General features: G+C 65.2%; 14 protein-coding genes. 10 read left to right on the top strand and 4 right to left on the bottom strand.

The features are described 5' to 3' along the window. Positions 1 to 23: 23 nt before the first annotated feature. Positions 24 to 2297, bottom strand: coding sequence for an NADP-dependent malic enzyme (locus E1B25_RS02645; protein ID WP_132827114.1), 2274 nt, complete (start codon positions 2295 to 2297; stop codon positions 24 to 26). Between the two features lie 183 nt (positions 2298 to 2480). Here E1B25_RS02645 and E1B25_RS02640 point away from each other — a divergent pair, with 183 nt between their 5' ends. From E1B25_RS02640 to E1B25_RS02620, 5 genes are all read left to right on the top strand, one after another. Continuing rightward, on the top strand, positions 2481 to 2873 hold the full coding sequence (locus E1B25_RS02640; RefSeq protein WP_132827248.1) for a cytidine deaminase: 393 nt from the start codon (positions 2481 to 2483) through the stop codon (positions 2871 to 2873). 4 nt (positions 2874 to 2877) lie between these two features. After that, positions 2878 to 4200, top strand: a complete 1323-nt coding sequence (locus E1B25_RS02635) for a thymidine phosphorylase (RefSeq protein WP_132827113.1) — start codon at positions 2878 to 2880, stop codon at positions 4198 to 4200. After that, positions 4197 to 5411 (top strand): phosphopentomutase, encoded by a 1215-nt coding sequence (locus E1B25_RS02630; RefSeq protein WP_132827112.1) that lies wholly within the window; start codon positions 4197 to 4199, stop codon positions 5409 to 5411. The genes E1B25_RS02635 and E1B25_RS02630 overlap by 4 nt, the downstream gene beginning before the upstream one ends. 110 nt (positions 5412 to 5521) lie before the next feature. Beyond that, positions 5522 to 6154, top strand: a complete 633-nt coding sequence (upp, locus tag E1B25_RS02625) for a uracil phosphoribosyltransferase (RefSeq protein WP_132827111.1) — start codon at positions 5522 to 5524, stop codon at positions 6152 to 6154. Positions 6155 to 6299: 145 nt separating this feature from the next. Further along, the gene (locus E1B25_RS02620; protein WP_245510586.1) at positions 6300 to 7661 is read left to right on the top strand and encodes an SPOR domain-containing protein; all 1362 of its coding nucleotides are present in this window, start codon (positions 6300 to 6302) and stop codon (positions 7659 to 7661) included. A gap of 76 nt (positions 7662 to 7737) precedes the next feature. Here the strand turns inward: E1B25_RS02620 and E1B25_RS02615 are convergent, their stop codons facing one another. The 3 genes from E1B25_RS02615 to E1B25_RS02605 all read right to left on the bottom strand — a co-directional run bounded on the left by E1B25_RS02615 (position 7738) and on the right by E1B25_RS02605 (position 11060). Continuing rightward, positions 7738 to 8751 carry a hypothetical protein gene (locus tag E1B25_RS02615; RefSeq protein WP_132827109.1) on the bottom strand — a complete coding sequence of 338 codons (1014 nt, stop codon included), beginning with the start codon at positions 8749 to 8751 and terminating at the stop codon, positions 7738 to 7740. Positions 8752 to 8856: 105 nt separating this feature from the next. Continuing rightward, entirely contained in the window at positions 8857 to 9048 is a 192-nt protein-coding gene (locus E1B25_RS02610; RefSeq protein ID WP_132827108.1) for a YgaP family membrane protein, read from the bottom strand. Positions 9049 to 9434: 386 nt separating this feature from the next. Then, a complete protein-coding gene (locus E1B25_RS02605; RefSeq protein ID WP_132827107.1) occupies positions 9435 to 11060 on the bottom strand; it encodes an AMP-binding protein in 1626 nt (541 codons plus the stop codon). Positions 11061 to 11239: 179 nt separating this feature from the next. On the opposite strand from E1B25_RS02605, the gene E1B25_RS02600 reads away from it, so the two are divergent. The 5 genes from E1B25_RS02600 to E1B25_RS02580 all read left to right on the top strand — a co-directional run bounded on the left by E1B25_RS02600 (position 11240) and on the right by E1B25_RS02580 (position 15568). Further along, positions 11240 to 11902, top strand: coding sequence for a sulfotransferase family protein (locus E1B25_RS02600; RefSeq protein WP_132827106.1), 663 nt, complete (start codon positions 11240 to 11242; stop codon positions 11900 to 11902). Between the two features lie 182 nt (positions 11903 to 12084). Continuing rightward, positions 12085 to 12795 carry a Hint domain-containing protein gene (locus E1B25_RS02595; RefSeq protein WP_165937533.1) on the top strand — a complete coding sequence of 237 codons (711 nt, stop codon included), beginning with the start codon at positions 12085 to 12087 and terminating at the stop codon, positions 12793 to 12795. A 112-nt stretch (positions 12796 to 12907) separates the two neighbouring features. Beyond that, the gene (locus E1B25_RS02590; protein WP_132827104.1) at positions 12908 to 13192 is read left to right on the top strand and encodes a DUF3572 domain-containing protein; all 285 of its coding nucleotides are present in this window, start codon (positions 12908 to 12910) and stop codon (positions 13190 to 13192) included. A gap of 22 nt (positions 13193 to 13214) precedes the next feature. After that, positions 13215 to 13910, top strand: coding sequence for an HAD family hydrolase (locus E1B25_RS02585; RefSeq protein ID WP_132827103.1), 696 nt, complete (start codon positions 13215 to 13217; stop codon positions 13908 to 13910). 98 nt (positions 13911 to 14008) lie between these two features. Further along, entirely contained in the window at positions 14009 to 15568 is a 1560-nt protein-coding gene (locus E1B25_RS02580; protein WP_132827102.1) for a trimethylamine methyltransferase family protein, read from the top strand. Positions 15569 to 15602 lie beyond the last annotated feature (34 nt).

Below are 15602 nucleotides of genomic sequence, written 5' to 3'. Positions count from 1 at the left end.
TGAGGGCCCCTGAGGCCGGCGGTTTAGCCGTAGTGGGCGACCGGGGTGCCGGCGATGGCGCTCATGTTCAGCAGCCCGCGCGTGGTGATCGAGGGGGTGACGATATGGGCGCGGTTGCCCATGCCCATCAGGATCGGGCCAACCTCGAGCCCGCCGCCCTTCATCTTGAGGATGTTGCGCACACCGCTGGCCGCGTCGGTATTGGCAAACACCAGCACATTGGCGGCGCCCTGCATCCTTGTGTCGGGGAAAATGCGGGCGCGCAGTTCCGGGTCGAGCGCGGCGTCGATATGCATCTCGCCCTCGTAGCAGAAATTGCGCGGCTCCGAGTCGAGAATGTCGAGCGCGGCGCGCATCCGCTGGCCGCTGCCATGGGTCAGGTTGCCGAACTGGGAGTGCGAGCACAGCGCGACATTCGGGGCCAGCCCGAAGCGGCGCACATGGCGGGCGGCGCCGATCACGGTTTCGGTGATCTGTTCCGGCGTCGGTTCGTGATGCACATGGGTGTCGGCGATGAACAGCGGCCCGTCCTCAAGGATCATCAGCGACAGCGCCCCGACCGGGTGCAGCCCGCTGGTGCCCAGCACCTGCTGGATATAGTTCATATGCCACAGGAACTGACCGAAGGTGCCGCAGATCAGGCTGTCGGCCTCTTCGCGCTGCACCATCACCGCGCCGATGGCGGTGGTATTGGTGCGCATGATGGCGCGGGCCAGATCCGGGGTGACGCCGCGCCGCGACATCAGGGAATGGTAGGTGGCCCAGTAATCGCGATAGCGGGGGTCGTTTTCGGGGTTCACGATCTCAAAATCGCGGCCCGGGCGGATGGTCAGACCATAGCGTTCACAGCGCCGCTCGATCACCTCGGGACGGCCGATCAGGATCGGGGTTTCGGTGGTCTCTTCCAGCACCGCTTGCGAGGCACGTAGCACCCTTTCGTCCTCGCCCTCGGCAAAGACGATGCGGCGCGAGGCGGTGCGGGCGGCTTCGAACACGGGACGCATCAGCAGGGCGGATTTGAACACCGAACTGTCGAGCCCGCTTTTGTAGGCCTCCAGATCCTCGATCGGGCGGGTAGCGACGCCGCTGGCCATCGCGGCCTTGGCGACTGCGGTGGCGACCACACCGATCAGGCGCGGATCAAAGGGTTTCGGAATCAGGTAGTCCGCCCCGAAGGTCAGCTGTTCGCCACGATAGGCGGCGGCGGCCTCGGCGCTGGTGGTGGCGCGGGCCAGCTTGGCGATGCCTTCGATGCAGGCGATCTGCATCTCGTCGTTGATCTCGGAGGCGCCGACATCCAGCGCACCGCGGAAGATGAAGGGGAAGCACAACACGTTGTTGACCTGATTGGGATAGTCCGACCGCCCGGTCGCGATGATGGCGTCCGGGGCGACCTTGCGGGCCTCTTCGGGTTGAATTTCCGAGGTCGGGTTGGCGAGCGCAAAGATGATCGGGCGCGCCGTCATCTTCGCCACCATTTCCGGTTTCAGCACATTGGGCCCGGACAGGCCGAGGAACATGTCGGCCCCCTCGATCACCTGATCGAGATCGCGCAGCTCGGTCTTTTGCGCAAAGGCGGCCTTTTGCGGGTTCATCTCCTGTTCACGGCCCTCATAGACCAGCCCATGAATGTCGCAGAGCCAGACGTTCTCGCGCTTGACCCCGAGCTTGAGCAGCATGTTGAGGCAGGCGATGCCCGCCGCGCCGCCGCCGGTCGAGACGATCTTGATGTCCTCGAATTTCTTGTCCGCCACATACATCGCGTTGGTCGCCGCCGCGCCGACCACGATGGCGGTGCCGTGCTGGTCATCGTGGAACACCGGGATGTTCATCCGTTCGCGGCAGATCTTTTCGACGATGAAACACTCGGGCGCCTTGATGTCTTCAAGGTTTATGGCACCAAAGGTGGGTTCCAGCGCGCAAACGATATCCGCCAGCTTTTCCGGGTCGGGTTCGTTCAGTTCGATGTCGAAACAGTCGATGTTGGCGAATTTCTTGAACAGGACGGCCTTGCCCTCCATCACCGGCTTGGAGGCCAGCGCGCCGATATTGCCCAGTCCCAGCACGGCCGAGCCATTGGTGACGACCGCGACCAGATTGCCGCGTGCGGTATAGCGGGCTGCATTGGCCGGGTCGGTCTGGATTTCGAGGCAGGCCTCGGCCACGCCGGGAGTATAGGCGCGGCTCAGGTCGCGTCCGTTGGCCATCGGCTTGGTCGCCCTGATCTCCAGCTTCCCGGGTTTCGGGTACTCGTGATAATGCAGGGCAGCTTGGCGCTGGTTCTGATGCTCGGACATGATGGATGCTCCTCGAAAGGGTATAGTTTAGTGTTAAACTATATTGTGGAGAGTCGAAACCTCGAACTTGCAAGTAGCTGTCTTTGCGTCGGCTTGCAAATCCCGGATGGGTGATCCGCCGACCTCCCCCTTGCATCCCGTCCGTGCAGCCGCATGATGGGTGAAAAACCGGAGAGCTTGCCGATGCCGTTGAAAGAGGCTGCCGCCAAAGTGCGAGAGAACGCCCACGCCCCCTATTCCCACTTCAAGGTGGGGGCAGCGGTGCGGGCCAGATCGGGCGCGATCTATGCCGGCTGCAATGTGGAAAACGTCGCCTCTCCTGAAGGCACCTGTGCCGAGGCCGGGGCAATCGCCGCCATGGTGGCGGCGGGCGAGACCGAACTGGACGAGGTCTATGTCATCGCCGATTCCCCGATGCCGGTTTCCCCCTGTGGCGGATGTCGGCAGAAACTGGCCGAGTTCGGCGGCGGGCAGGTGTCGGTGATCATGGGCACGCTGGACGGGCAGGAACAGACCATGACCCTTGCCGAGCTGTTGCCCGGCGCGTTCAATACCGATCACATTCGGGGACGCTGAGCAGATGGATGCGCGTTCGATATTGGTGAAATTGCGCCGCGGCGAGGTGCCCGGCGAAGAGGAGTTGCGCTGGTTCGCCCAAGGGTTGGCCGACCACGGGGTCAGCGACGCGCAGGCCGGCGCCTTTGCGATGGCGGTCTGCAAGGGCGATCTGGGGGGCGTCGGGCGCACCGCGCTGACCTTGGCGATGCGCGACAGCGGCGCGGTGATGGTCTGGGATCTGGATGGGCCTGTGGTGGACAAGCATTCCACCGGCGGGGTGGGCGATTGCGTGTCGTTGATTCTGGCCCCCGCGCTGGCCGAATGCGGGGCTTACGTTCCGATGATTTCCGGGCGCGGTCTGGGCCATACCGGCGGTACGTTGGACAAGCTGGAGGCGATCCCGGGGTTTTCCACGGCGGTGCCGCAGGATCTTCTGCCAAGGCTGGTGGCCAAGACCGGCTGCGTGATGGCCGGGGCCTCGGCCCGCCTCGCGCCGGCGGACAAGCGGCTTTATGCGGTGCGCGACGTCACCGGCACGGTCGAAAGTCTGGATCTGATCACCGCCTCGATCCTGTCCAAGAAACTGGCCGAGGCCCCCGATGCGCTGGTGCTGGACGTCAAGGTGGGCTCGGGCGCGTTCATGAAAACGCGAGGTGAGGCGCGTGCGCTGGCCCGTGCACTGGTCGATACCGCCAATGCGGCGGGCTGTCGGACCACCGCCTTGATCACCGATATGTCGCAGCCGCTGGCCTCGGCGCTGGGCAACGCGGTCGAGATTGACGCGGTGATGCGGGTGCTGACCGGGCGCGAGGCCGGGCCGCTGGCCGAGCTGACGGCAGAGCTGGGCGGTCAGGTGCTGTTTGATGCGGGGTTGGCCAAAGATGCTGCCGAGGGCACGGCCAAGGTGGCGGCCGTGATCGCGGATGGTCGCGCGGCAGAGCGGTTTGGCCGTATGGTCGCCGCGCAGGGCGGACCGCTGGGCTTTGTCGAGGATTGGGGGCGGTTCCTGCCCGAGGCGACGGTGATGCACGAGATCCTTGCGCGCGAGGCGGGCTATGTCACCGCCATAGATGGCGAGGCGCTGGGCTTGGCGGTGGTCGGTCTGGGCGGTGGACGACAGGTCGAGAGCGACGTGGTCGATCCCGCCGTCGGCCTGTCCAATGTGGTTCGGCTGGGTACAAAGATCGAGAAGGGCGCGCCGCTGGCAATGGTCCATGCCGCGCGCGAGGATGGCGCGCGCCGGGCTGCGGCAGCGGTGCGTGCAGCAATCACACTGGGGGCAGAGCCCGCGCCGCTGCCAGATCTCATCTTTGAACGGCTCGTTTGCGAAAGGCCGGGGGCATGAGTCGCGCCTTTCTGGTGGTGATGGATTCGGTGGGCATCGGCGGCGCGCCGGATGCGGATCGCTTTTTCAACGGAGAGGTGCCCGATACCGGTGCCAATACGGTTGGTCATATCGCCCGCGCCTGTGCCGATGGACGGGCCGAGCAGGGGCGCAGCGGGCCGCTGTGCTTGCCCAACCTTGATGCCTTGGGGCTGGGCGCGGCGGTTCATCTCGCCTCGGGCGAGGCCGCGCCGGGGCTGGGCGCGGCAACGCCAGTCGGTCTTTGGGGTGCGGCGAGCGAGGTCTCGCGCGGCAAGGACACCCCCTCGGGGCATTGGGAGCTGGCCGGTCTGCCGGTACCGTGGGAGTGGCATTATTTCCCAGATACGCTGCCCGCCTTTCCCGCTGATCTGACGCAGGCGGTGGCGCAGGCAGCGGGGACGCAGGGAATCCTTGGCAATTGCCACGCCTCGGGGACCGAGATTCTGGCGCGGTTGGGGGCGGAACATCTGCGCAGCGGCTGGCCGATTTGTTACACTTCGGCGGACAGCGTGTTCCAGATCGCCGCCCATGAAGAGGCGTTCGGGTTGGAGCGGCTGCTGACGTTGTGCCGCGACATTGCCCCGACCCTGCATGCGATGAAGGTGGGCCGGGTGATCGCACGCCCCTTTGTCGGCGATGCCGAGACCGGGTTCACCCGCACCGGAAATCGCCACGACTATGCCATCACGCCGCCCGGCAAGGTGCTGACCGACTGGGTGCAGGATGCTGGCGGTCGGGTTCATGCGGTGGGCAAGATCGGCGACATCTTTTCCATGCAGGGGATCGACGACGTTGTGAAGGGGCCGGATGCGGACCTGATGGCCCATCTGGGCCGGCTGGTCGATACGGCAGAGGAGGGCAGCCTGAGTTTCGCCAATTTCGTCGAGTTCGACAGCCTCTATGGGCACCGACGCGATATTTCCGGCTATGCCCGTGCGCTGGAGGTCTTTGATGCGGCGATCGGCCCGATCCTGCGGCGGCTACGGCCCGGCGATCTGATGATCCTGACGGCGGATCACGGCAATGATCCCAGTTGGAGCGGCACCGATCACACCCGTGAACGGGTGCCGGTGCTGGGGGCCGGGCGCGGCGCGGGGGCGATCGGGCAGGCGGGGTTCACCGATGTGGCGGCCTCCATCGCCGATCATCTCGGGCTGGAGACGCATGGGCCAGGGCAGAGCTTTCTCTGATCCATGCGGGGCCGGTGCGGGAATTTCCGGCGGTTTGGCCGGTTGCGGGTTGCGGTGCAGAGCCGGGCAGGCCAAATATGACCGCAGGCTGCGCAACCTGGAGTGAGAACATGTCCAAGCATCTGACCGTCGTCGACCACCCGCTGGTCCAGCACAAGCTGACCCTGATGCGCGACAAGGGCGCCTCGTCCGCCGAGTTCCGTCGGCTGCTGCATGAGATCACGCTGCTGCTGGCCTATGAGATTACCCGCGAGATGCCGATGACCACGCGGGCCATCGAAACCCCGATGGAAGAGATGGACGCGCCGATCCTGGCCGGCAAGAAAATGGCGCTGGTGTCGATCCTGCGCGCGGGCAACGGTATGCTTGACGGGGTGCTGGAACTGGTGCCCTCGGCGCGGGTTGGCTTTGTCGGGCTGTATCGCGACGAGGCAACGCTGAAGCCGGTGCAATATTACTTCAAGGTGCCGGAGGGGATGAACAACCGATTGGTGATCGTGGTCGATCCGATGCTGGCCACCGGCAACAGCTCGGCCGCCGCCATCGACCTGCTGAAACAGGCCGGCGCGACCGACATCCGCTTTCTTTGCCTGCTGGCCGCACCCGAAGGCGTTGCGCGGATGAAAGAGGCGCATCCGGACGTGCCGATTGTCACCGCCTCGGTCGATCGTGGGCTGAACAGCAAGGGCTATATCATGCCGGGCCTCGGTGATGCAGGTGATCGTCTATTCGGCACCAAATGATGGGGGAGATCATCTGTTCGCCACCAAATAAGGTCGAACTGATCTCTTTACTGAGCGCGCGATTTGCGGCATCCTGCCTCCATATCTTGTGGGGGCAGGGATGAAGTTTACAAGAGTTATTGCTTTTTCGCTCATGGCCACGGCGATGAGCGCGCTTTGCGCTCAGGCGCAGAGCCTGCGCAACGCATCACCACCGGCAGAGTTTCCCTCTGCGTCCTATACTGGCAAGCAATATGTGGACAGCCAAGGCTGCATCTATATCCGTGCCGGGATCGACGGCAACGTGACATGGGTGCCCCGCGTTGGCCGGGACCGCAAACAGGTTTGCGGCTATAAGCCGACCGTGGTGGCCGGTGGCGCTGCTGCGGCCAAACCGCGGGCACAGGCCCCGGTCGAGATCACCCTTCCCGCCACGACGCAACCGGCGGCCATCCAAAAGCCAAAGCCGCTGCCGGCGGCGGTGGCGCAGCCGGTGGCAAAGCCCCGGACCGCGCCTGTTGCCCAACCGCGGCGGGCCCCGGTGCAGGCTGCCGCCCCCGCCCCGATTGCGACCCCCGCCCCGATCAGGGTGCGCCGCGCGCCCGCAGCGACGACGGTCGTGATACCGGCACCGCGCCGTCAGGCGGCCCCGCAAGCCGCGCCAGTCATAGCGCCGCGCAAGGCCCCGGCACAGGCGGGTGGTGGCTGTTCCAATGCCTCGGCCTTCAGCCAGCAATTCATCAACAAGGGCGCCGGTGTGCGCTGTGGTCCGCAGGCAGAGCCGCCGATCACCTATGGGCGTGGAGGGGATCGCCAATCGGTGCTGATGCCTCGGGGCGCACGCGCCCACATGGCTGTCGCAGCCGTGTCGCCTGAGACCCGCGTCGTGCCACGCCATGTCTATGACCGCCGCCGCAACACCACCTCGGTGTCGGTGCCCGACGGGTACAAGCCGGTCTGGAGCGATGATCGCCTGAACCCGCATCGCGCGGAACGCAGCCTGCGCCCGGCGCAACCGCGCGCGATCAGCGGGCCGCCGCGGGGCTATCTTGCGGCGACGCGCGACGATGACCGGCTGAACACCCGGCGTGGTCCGCGCACGGCGCAAGGCGACGCGCGGACCGACCGGATCTGGACCCGCACCGTGCCGCGCGAGTTGGTGCCGCAGCCGACCGACCGGCAGATCGTCATTGTACCGAAAGAACTGGCGAAATCCCCGGCCGAGGCCGAGCGCGCTGGTCTGCTACGCATTTCGACCCGCAATGCACCAGTGACTGCGGGCGCCCCGCGGGTCAGCGTCGCGCCCGGTCGCTATGTGCGTGTGGCCACCTATGGCAGTGATCAAGAGGCCCGGCAGGTCGCGCAGGCGCTGGCACAGGACGGGCTGCCGATGCGGTTGGGATCCGTCCGGCGCGGGCAAGCGACGCATCGCGTGGTCTTGGCCGGTCCTTTCGCAGACAGCACCACCGCGCAAGCGGCGCTGCGTCAGGCGCGTGCCGCCGGGTTCTCCGGGGCCCACCTGAACTGAACCGGCCTGACCTGAATCCGCCTGACCTGAATTCTCCGAAACGGAACACATGCGGCGGTTGCGACGCTGGATCGTCTTAGCCGCCACAGATCCCCTGCAACAGCACCCAGTCGCGGTCGGGCATCACCGGCTCCAGATCCCGGCCCGCCATCGGGTCGGCCTCGATCAGGCCAAGCACGCTTTCGCCGGTGATGTCGCGCGCATAGGCATATGGGGTCGAGGGCACCGAAGCCTTGGCAAAGGCGGCGAGGATTTGCGCGTCGCTCAAGGCCGGGCGCGGCGCCCTCAGCACCTGCTCGGCGAAGCGGTCGAGCGCGCCTTGCGTCACATGCCCGCTGGTCAGCAGGCGAAAGGTGGCCATCGGCCCGGCGTGGTTGAGAAATTCGGCCAGCGGATCAAGCTGCTGCGTGCGCGCCCGCTCAACCAGAATATGGCCTGCCGCCACGGCCGGATCTTCTGACGCCTCGATTACGGAGCGGTTCATCAGGATGATGCTGCCGGGCAGATGCAACGTGTCGCTGACCCCGGTGCGCAGCACCACAAGACGCTTTGCCCCGGTTCGGCGCGCCAGCCGCTCCAGCACTGGCCGGGTTTCGGGGGTGTCGCAGGCGCGGCCCGCGACCCGTTCGATCCGGCCCAACAGCGCCGCACCGATCTCTTGTCGTTTGATTTCGGGGACCACTTGCACGGTGTGGCGCAGCATCGCGCCGGGCAGCCAGATCAGCAGTACCAGCAGCACCGCCGCCACGCTCGCCGTCACGCCCAACAGACGCAAGCGGCCGGGCCGGGGCCGGGCGCGGGTGACCGCCGCGCGCAACCGCTCGATGGCGTCGATCATCGCGGCTTCCTCGACGCTCAACTCCAGCGTCTCGCCGGGGTCGCCGTCGGGGTGATAAATCGCGGGAAAACTGCCGGGGTTGTGCCGCTCAATAGCGGCGAGCGACCAATGCGCCAGCGCCCGGTCGTTCATGTCGGCAATGGTCAGCGTCGCTTCTCCGACCGAGACGATCACCTCGCGGCGTTGGTCCTCGGGGGTGGGGCGCCAAAGCCCGCTGGCTTCCAGCCGTTCATATTCACGCAGCGCCGTCATGTCGCCTGTATCCGCCGTGCCTCTGGGTTTTTACCCAGAGTAACACGGCGCAGGCCCGGGCAGCAAACGCCTTCGCCCCCCGAAACCATCTTGGGGAAGCGGGGCTTAGGACGGTTTGAAGCCCAGCTTGGAAAAGATCAGCGCGGCCGGGCAGAACCCGGTGAAGGACGACTGGAACAGGTTGAAGCCGACGAAAACGGTCAGCCAAGCCCAATAGGGCGACACGGTCCAAGTCAGCAGCACCGACAGCAGCACCATGAAGCCACCAAACGCCGTAACAGCTTTATTGATTGTCATTGCAAGTCACTCCATCTCGCTCATGGCGCGTCCTGCGCGCCTTCGCATTCTGATTTAAGAATGTGTTCATGGGAATGCAAGACCGGATCGCCAGATTTTAATTTCAAGCGCGGCGCGGGCGTCTGGCGGCCCGTGCCTCCGGTGGGAGTATTTGGAGCAAGAAGAAGCGGACAGCGGGCCGCCGGGTTGGCAACCCGAACCGAACCACCCCGCCTCTGGCGGTCATCGGCTCTCCAGCCTGTACCGCAAGGGCCATCTGACCCGCATCAGGTAAACAAACGGTTTCCAGCCGGGTGCGTCCTGCCTGCTTCTTCTTTGCTTCAATACTCAAATCATCCCGCTGCCGCAGGCTCTGCCCTCGCAGGTCAAAGTGAGTGCGTCGCCGCCTACAGCAATTTGGCCCGTTCGCGCAGTTCGAATTTCTGGATCTTGCCGGTCGAGGTTTTGGGCAATTCCTGAAACACCACGGTTTTCGGCGTTTTGAAGCCGGACAGCACCTGGCGGACAAAGGCGATCAGCGCCGCCTCGTCGACCGCAACACCGGGTTTGAGCTCGACAAAGGCGCAGGGCACTTCGCCCCATTGCGCGTCCGGTTTGGCGACAACGGCGGCGAGATTGACGTAAGGGTGCGCCATCAACACGCCCTCGACCTCGACCGAGCTGACATTTTCACCCCCCGAGATGATCACGTCCTTGGCCCGGTCGGTGATCTGGATATAGCCGTCCGGGTGCTGCACCGCGATGTCGCCGGAATGGAAATAGCCATCGGAAAAGGCCTCGGCTGTTGCCTGCGGGTTCTTGTAATACCCTTTCATCACGCCGTTGCCGCGCATCATGATTTCGCCCTGCGTTTCGCCATCCATCGGGATTTGCGACATCTGCGCATCCATCACCGTGATGTGTTCAAAGATCGGCATCGCCACCCCCTGTCGCGCCTTGATCGCGGCGCGCTCAACGCCCTGCAGGTGGTCCCAATGCGCGCCCCAGGTGCATTCGGTGGCGGGGCCATAGGTTTCGGTCAGCCCATAGACTTGGGTTACGTGGAATCCCATCGGTTCGATCTTGGCCAGGGTCGCGGGGGCGGGCGGGGCACCGGCGGTAAATACCTCGACCCGATGCTCGAACGCGCGGCGTTCCGCCTCGGGGGCGTTGACCAGGGCGTTCAGGATGATCGGGGCGCCGCCGAAATGGGTCACCCCCTCGTCGGCGATGGCGTCAAAGATGGCGGCGGCGGTGACATCGCGGCAGCACACCAGCGTGCCGCCCAGCATCGGCATCATCCAGGTGTGGCACCAGCCGTTGCAGTGAAACAGCGGCACGATGGTCAGGTAGGTCGGGCGCAGCACCATGCGCCAGCTCAGGATCTGGCCCATCGCGTTCAGATAGGCGCCACGGTGGTGATAGACCACGCCCTTGGGCCGCCCGGTGGTGCCAGAGGTATAGTTGAGCGCGATGCTTTCCCATTCGTCCTGCGGCATGATCCAGGCAAAGTTGTGGTCGGCATTGCCAAGCAGGGTGTCATAGGCGGTGTGCCGGCCTGTGGCGGGGTAACCGGCCTGCGGGTCGGGTACTTCGATCAGGATCGGCGGATGCCCCTCCATCTGCGCGATGGCCGCTTCGGCGAGGTCGATGAACTGGGTATCGGCCAGCAGCACCTTGGCGCCGCCATGATCAAGGATATAGGCGACCGTGCCCGCATCCAGCCGGATGTTGATGGTGTTCAGCACCGCGCCGCAGGCGGGCACGCCGAAATGCGCCTCGGCCTGGGCCGGGATGTTCGGCAGCAGCGTGGCCACGACATCGCCGGGTTTGACCCCGAGCCCGGCCAGCGCGCTGGCCAATCGGGTCACGCGGTCATAATATTCGGCATAGGTCTTGCGGTGGTTGCCATAGGCGACCGCCAGTTCGTTGGCATAGACATGCGCCGCCCGCCCCAGTGCCGAGAGCGGTGTCAGCGGCACATAGTTCGCTGCCGCCTTGCCCAGCCCGGTTTCATCCGCCATCCACCCCATCGGCTTTCCTCCCTCGCGTCTGGTGTTCCTCTGCTCCGACTATTGCGTTCCCAGTCGTTCAAGGGAAGCCCCATGGTCAATGCGGCGATCAGGCCCCGACAGATGGGGATAGCTGGCAATGAGAGATTGCATCAAGGCGGTGATTGCGGCGGGCGCGAAATTGGCTAGGCTCGCGCCCCATGATCCTGAGCCCCGGGCGCGGTTACGTTTTCATCCACATTCCAAAGACCGGCGGCACCGCGCTGGCGCTCGCGCTGGAGGGGCGCGCGATGAAGGATGATATTCTGCTGGGCGATACGCCCAAGGCGCGCCGCCGTCGTCATCGGGTGCAGGGGGCGCCAACGCGGGGGCGGTTGTGGAAGCATTCCACGCTTGCCGATATCGAAGGGCTGGTGCCCGACGCGGTGCTGGACGGGCTGTTCGCTTTTACCTTGGTGCGCAATCCTTGGGATCGGGCGGTGAGCTATTATCACTGGTTGCAGTCGCAACGTTTCGATCATCCGGCGGTCGGGCTGGCCAAGACCTTGGCGTTCGAGGGGTTTGTCACCCACCCGCAGATCCGCGCCGGGTTTCGCGCCACTCCGGCGGGGTCCTATATGCGTCGCTCGGACGGGCGCGAACAATGCGGCGCCTATATTCGCATCGAACGGTTCGAGGACGAGGCCGCGCCGCTGTTCGCGCATCTGGGCTTTCGGCTGGATCTGGCGCGCGTCAACCGCTCGTCCCGCCCCGTGGATTATCGCACCGCCTATTCCGATCGCGCAGCGGCGGCAATCGCCGAGGATTGCGCCGAGGATATTGCGCGGTTCGGGTATCGATTTGGGGAACCTGCGGGCGTCTGACCCGCTTTTGTTCGTCACATTGGCGCCAATTCGCCCCCATTCCGGGTATCATCCATGCTCTGGAAACAATGCCACGACCTTTCCTTTTTTCTGGCCCAAGGCGGGCACGCTCCGGGGCTCTAGTGACGCGAAATGATCAAATACGGTGCGGCTCTGCGCCCGCCTATCCGGAAGGACCCCCAATGCTGCGATTGCTGAAGGACTTGATCCGCGCCGCTGATCCGCCGGAAGATCCCGAAATCACCCCCGAGGGGATGGTCATCACAGGGCAGGGTGGAATGCTGAGCGGCACGCTGGTGGCCACCGACCGGGGTTGGCAACCGGTCGAGACGATCTGTGCTGGCGACCGGTTGCTCAGTTTCGACCGGGGGCTGCAACCGGTGATCGAGGTTCAGCGCGAAAGACCGCGCAGTCATTCGGGACATGCGGGGGCGTTGCTGCGCGCGATCGAGATTCCGGCGGGCGTGCTCGACAACGAGGTGCCGCTTTGGCTGATGCCGGATCAGGGGCTGCTGCTGGAAAGCGACAAGGCGTTGGAGATTCTGGGCGAACCCTTTGCCGTGGTTCCGGCCCGCGCCTTGGTGGGAACCAAGGGAATTCGTCTGTCCGCGCCCGGCCCAGGGGTCAGCATTACGACGCTGGCCTTTGAACGGGACGAGGCGATCTATATCGCCGGGGGGCCGTTGTTGTACTGCCCGCGTCCGCGTGGCGTCATGGCCGAGACAAGCGGTAATGACATGAATTTTTTCAGCGTCCAGACGTTGCAAAGCGCGCGCTATCTGGTCAAGGCGGTGGTCGATAAGGGTGGCCCCAGCGCGCTTTGTGTCGCGCCGGAAGAGATCGCCGGTCAACTGCCCGACGTCTCGTCGCGTGCCCGGCCGCTGGCGGGCTAGGGCGCGGGGGAAGCTTCGCATCTGCTGTTGCGATTGACGCCGCCGGGGAAATCGCGCAGGAAAAGGGGCCCATCCTGCGGCCTTTGCCCTGCAACTTTTCCCGGTCCCGCTCATGTCCTTTTCTTCCGATGCTGCCGAAACTCTCGCGCTCACGGCGTTGGCCTGGTTGGTTGGCAACGAAGACTTGTTGCCGGTCTTTCTTGGGACAACCGGCTTGGGGCAGGACGATGTTCGCGAGCGTGCCCGTGATCCCGAATTCCTCGCCTCCGTGCTTGATTTCCTGATGATGGATGATGCTTGGGTGATGGCGTTTTGCGATGCCACCACCACCCCTTATGAACACCCGATGCAGGCCCGTGCCGCGCTGCCCGGCGGGGCGCAGGTACATTGGACCTGATCGCCAAAAAGGAGCCTGCGCCATGACCATCGACGCCATTCTGTTCGACAAGGACGGCACCCTGTTTGAGTTTGGCGCCACTTGGGAGGCCTGGGCCGAGGCGTTCTTGCTGCGCGCCACGGGCGGGGACCGCGTCCGCGCGCAGGCCATCGGGCGCGAGATCGGCTTTGACCTTGCGACGCGACGCTTTGATCCCGACAGCGTGGTGATCGCCGGCACGCCAGCCGAGGTGGCGCGCGAGTTGGGTCCGCATTTCCCGCAGATGACACCGGCCGCACTGATCGACATGCTGAACGAGGAGGCCGAATGCGCCCCTCAGATCGAGGCGGTGCCCTTGGCGGCGTTTCTCGATGGGCTGCGCGGGCGCGGGCTGCGGCTGGGCGTGGCGACCAATGATGCCGAGGTGCCGGCCCGGGCGCATCTGGGCGCGGCAAAGGTGCTGGACCGGTTCGATTTCATCGCCGGGTTTGATAGCGGCTATGGCGCAAAGCCCGAGCCGGGCCCGCTGCTGGCCTTTTGCGCAGCGGTTGATGTGGACCCGGCCCGCGCGGTGATGGTGGGGGACAGCAGTCATGATCTGCATGCCGGGCGCGCCGCTGGCATGATCACGCTGGGGGTGCTGACCGGGATGGCCAGCGCAGAAGACCTGGCCCCCGATGCCGATGCCGTTTTGCCAGACATTGGGCATATCCCCGCCTGGCTTGCCGCGCGCGGCTGATCCCGGCCTGAAAACGACATAATCCGTCGCGGACAAGGCGGCGCGCGCGTCGCACCTGTTGCCTGCTGGAGATCAGGCAGGCACCGGGAGGGGCACCCATGGCGGATCAGGCGACAGGGAGACGGCGCAGCGGCGGCCGTGCGGGCGCGGCGGCGCGGCGCGGTGCGGCAGTGATCGAACAGATGCCGTTCTCGCCTCCGATCAATCGCGACCGGCCAGTCGAGCCGTTGAGCGCCGAGGGCATTGCCGCCATCCATGACGGGGCCATGCGCATTCTGGAAGAGATCGGCGTCGTGTTCCTCAACCCCGAGGCCCTCGCCATCCTGCGCGAAGCGGGGTGTCGCGTCGAGGGCGAGACGGTGCGGATGGGCCGCGATTTCGTGATGGAGATGGTGGCCAAGGCCCCGTCGCAGTTCACCCTGACCCCGCGCAATCCCGCGCATCGGATCACCGTGGGCGGCGATACCCTGTTGTTCGGTAATGTCTCCTCGCCGCCGAGCTACTGGGACATGGAGATCGGTCGCAAGGTGTCCGGCACCCGCGAAAAATGCGCCGATCTGATGAAATTGACCCAATATTTCAATTGCATCCATTTCGCCGGCGGCTATCCGGTGGAGCCGGTCGACATCCATGCCAGCGTGCGCCATCTGGACGTGCTGTTTGACAAGCTGACGCTGTGCGACAAGGTCATGCACGCCTATAGCCTCGGCAAGGAGCGGGTCGAGGACGTGATGGAGATGGTGCGCATCGCCGGTGGCCTGACCGAGGAGGAGTTTCAGGCCACGCCCCGGATGTATACCAACATCAATTCCACCTCGCCGCTCAAGCACGACTTTCCGATGATCGACGGCTGCTTGCGGCTGATAAGGCGCGGGCAGGCGGTGGTGGTGACGCCGTTCACGCTGGCCGGCGCCATGGCCCCGGTGACGATGGCGGGGGCGGTGGCGCAATCGCTGGCCGAGGCGCTCTGTGCGATTGCCCTGTTTCAGTATGTCCGCCCCGGAACGCCCTGCGTGATCGGCACGTTTACCTCCAATGTGGACATGAAATCCGGGGCGCCCGCCTTTGGCACGCCGGAATACATGCGCGCGACCCAGATGACTGGCCAGATGGCGCGGTTCTATGGGCTGCCGTTGCGCAGTTCCGGCGTCTGTGCCGCCAATGTGCCCGACGGGCAGGCGATGTGGGAAACCTCCAACAGCCTTTGGGCGGCGGTGCAATCGGGCACCAACATGGTCTATCACGCGGCTGGTTGGCTGGAAGGCGGGCTGATTGCCAGCCCGGAGAAATTCATCATGGATTGCGAGGTGTTGCAGCAGATCCAGCGCTATATGCAGCCCGAGATATGGGACACAGGCCCGGATGAGATCGCTCTGGATGCGATCCGGTCCGTGGGCAATTCCGGCCATTTCTTCGGCACGCAGCACACCCAGGATCGTTATACCACCGCCTTTTACCAGCCGTTTCTCAGCGATTGGCGCAATTTCGAGGGCTGGGAGGCCGCCGGTGCGATCTGGACACCGGAGCGGGCGCATCTGCTGTACAAACAGATCCTCGACGCATTCGAGCCGCCGCCGATGGACGCGGCCATCCGCGACGAGCTGACCGCCTTTGTCGCCCGTCGCAAGGCCGAGGGCGGCGCGCCGACCGATTTCTGACCTTTTACGCCCCAGTGCCCCCGCTCTGACGCCC

Source organism: Antarcticimicrobium sediminis (genome assembly GCF_004348975.1).
In the GTDB taxonomy this organism is placed as follows: Bacteria; Pseudomonadota; Alphaproteobacteria; order Rhodobacterales; family Rhodobacteraceae; genus Antarcticimicrobium; species Antarcticimicrobium sediminis.
This window is presented reverse-complemented; position numbering and strand designations above follow the sequence as displayed.

Coding starts and splice junctions, on each gene's coding strand:
- E1B25_RS02620 (WP_245510586.1), top strand. CDS start 6,300: ATGAGCGCGCTTTGCGCTCAGGCGCAGAGCCTGCGCAACGCATCACCA.
- E1B25_RS02605 (WP_132827107.1), bottom strand. CDS start 11,060: ATGGGGTGGATGGCGGATGAAACCGGGCTGGGCAAGGCGGCAGCGAAC.
- E1B25_RS02645 (WP_132827114.1), bottom strand. CDS start 2,297: ATGTCCGAGCATCAGAACCAGCGCCAAGCTGCCCTGCATTATCACGAG.
- E1B25_RS02630 (WP_132827112.1), top strand. CDS start 4,197: ATGAGTCGCGCCTTTCTGGTGGTGATGGATTCGGTGGGCATCGGCGGC.
- E1B25_RS02585 (WP_132827103.1), top strand. CDS start 13,215: ATGACCATCGACGCCATTCTGTTCGACAAGGACGGCACCCTGTTTGAG.
- E1B25_RS02615 (WP_132827109.1), bottom strand. CDS start 8,751: ATGACGGCGCTGCGTGAATATGAACGGCTGGAAGCCAGCGGGCTTTGG.
- E1B25_RS02595 (WP_165937533.1), top strand. CDS start 12,085: ATGCTGCGATTGCTGAAGGACTTGATCCGCGCCGCTGATCCGCCGGAA.
- upp (WP_132827111.1), top strand. CDS start 5,522: ATGTCCAAGCATCTGACCGTCGTCGACCACCCGCTGGTCCAGCACAAG.
- E1B25_RS02590 (WP_132827104.1), top strand. CDS start 12,908: ATGTCCTTTTCTTCCGATGCTGCCGAAACTCTCGCGCTCACGGCGTTG.
- E1B25_RS02610 (WP_132827108.1), bottom strand. CDS start 9,048: ATGACAATCAATAAAGCTGTTACGGCGTTTGGTGGCTTCATGGTGCTG.
- E1B25_RS02580 (WP_132827102.1), top strand. CDS start 14,009: ATGGCGGATCAGGCGACAGGGAGACGGCGCAGCGGCGGCCGTGCGGGC.
- E1B25_RS02600 (WP_132827106.1), top strand. CDS start 11,240: ATGATCCTGAGCCCCGGGCGCGGTTACGTTTTCATCCACATTCCAAAG.
- E1B25_RS02635 (WP_132827113.1), top strand. CDS start 2,878: ATGGATGCGCGTTCGATATTGGTGAAATTGCGCCGCGGCGAGGTGCCC.
- E1B25_RS02640 (WP_132827248.1), top strand. CDS start 2,481: ATGCCGTTGAAAGAGGCTGCCGCCAAAGTGCGAGAGAACGCCCACGCC.